1 protein-coding gene is annotated in these 1543 nt (G+C 44.0%); it reads left to right on the top strand.

The window, feature by feature from the left end; translation table 11 throughout:
- The first annotated feature begins 107 nt into the window (after positions 1 to 107).
- On the top strand, positions 108 to 1274 hold the full coding sequence (locus tag QM818_RS08950; RefSeq protein ID WP_000163013.1) for an IS30 family transposase: 1167 nt from the start codon (positions 108 to 110) through the stop codon (positions 1272 to 1274).
- The last annotated feature ends 269 nt before the right edge of the window (positions 1275 to 1543 follow it).

Here is a 1543-nt window from a genome sequence, read left to right as displayed (position 1 = left end):
CGTAACTTCTCAAAGTAACTTCCACCTCTCTCCCAAAACTGGAAGTTAGTCTCAGACGACGAATGATGCTAGAATTAAGTCTGAGACTTTTCGTAAGGAGGCACCTCATGACGAAAAAACAAAAACATCTCACTCTAGAAGACCGTATTGACATCCAAACTGGAATCACCCAACAGGAGACTTTCCGTTCCATCGCTGAGAAAATAGGAAAAGACCCATCAACGATTTCAAAGGAAATCAAGCGCAATCGCATCATGCATCCAACATCCGTCAAATCTGATTGCACGGATTGCCCACTTCTCAAAAAAGCTCCTTATGTCTGTAACAACTGTCCAAAAAAGAGGACGGATTGTGGCTTTAACCGCTATCTTTACTACGCCAAAAAGGCCCAGGAACAGTACAAGACTATGTTGAGGGAGTCCAGAGAGGGCATTCCTCTAAACAAGGAAAGTTTTTATCAGATGGACAAGGTCTTAACCCAAGGCATCCAGAAGAAACAAAGCATCTACCATATCATTCAGACACATAACCTACCTGTGTCGAAAGCTACGGTGTATCGGCATGCCAAGCTGGGATATCTAACAGCCAAGCCCATTGATTTCCCTCGGATGGTCAAGTTCAAGGCACGCAGAAAATCCAGAAAAGTAGCTATTCCCAAAGAGCTAAAAATTGGGCGGACCTACCAAGATTTCCAAGAGTTACGAGAAACAGATGATTTCTTCAAATGGTTGGAAATGGACACGGTCATCGGCAGACCTGGTGGAAAGCTACTGCTCACCTTCAACGTTTCCTTCTGCAACTTCCTCTTCGCCTTGCTTTTGGACAACAAGACTGCTCTGGAGGTCGCCACTAAATTCGCAGCTTTGAAAGAAAGAGTCATGGACGGAGGGTATGCCTTCCATCAGCTGTTCCCTGTCATTCTCACGGACAACGGATCTGAGTTCTCCTATGTGGAGGAGCTTGAGCGAGACATTGATGGGAAGTCTCACCTCTACTTCTGCGACCCTAGCCGTCCTGACCAGAAGGGGCGGATTGAGAAGAACCATACAGTTTTGCGAGCCATTCTTCCCAAGGGCACTTCCTTTGACCAGCTGACTCAGAAAGACGTCAATCTAGTCATTTCTCATGTCAATTCCTTGAAACGAGAAGAGTTTCAAGGAAAATCTGCTTACGACGTCTTCACCTTCACATTTGGTGAGGACATCGCTGCTCTTCTGGGTTGTCAATTTGTCAAACCAGAAGACACACACTTATCACCTGATTTATTGAAATAAAGGGAATTTTCCCCTCTAACTACACATCTTATCACCATCGAAAAGTCTCACACTAAACGCTAGCAACTGGAATTTACTCTAAGACGACTCTGTTTTAGGGCTATTTGTCGTGCACTTTTTTCTGAGTCTTTTCGCTTTTGAACCTGTATATATCAAGAAAAAGAAAACCAGTGGAAGTTAGTCTAAGACGGATTTCCACTGATTTCACGCGTTTTTCTTATACTAAATGCTAGGGTGTGGGAAACTGGAAGTTAGTTTTAGAAGTTACC

Origin of the sequence: Streptococcus mitis, assembly GCF_047464035.1 — a bacterium.
Taxonomy (GTDB): Bacteria; Bacillota; Bacilli; order Lactobacillales; family Streptococcaceae; genus Streptococcus; species Streptococcus mitis_DX.
Note: the sequence above shows the minus strand (reverse complement) of the source record. Positions and strands in the feature narration are given on the sequence as shown.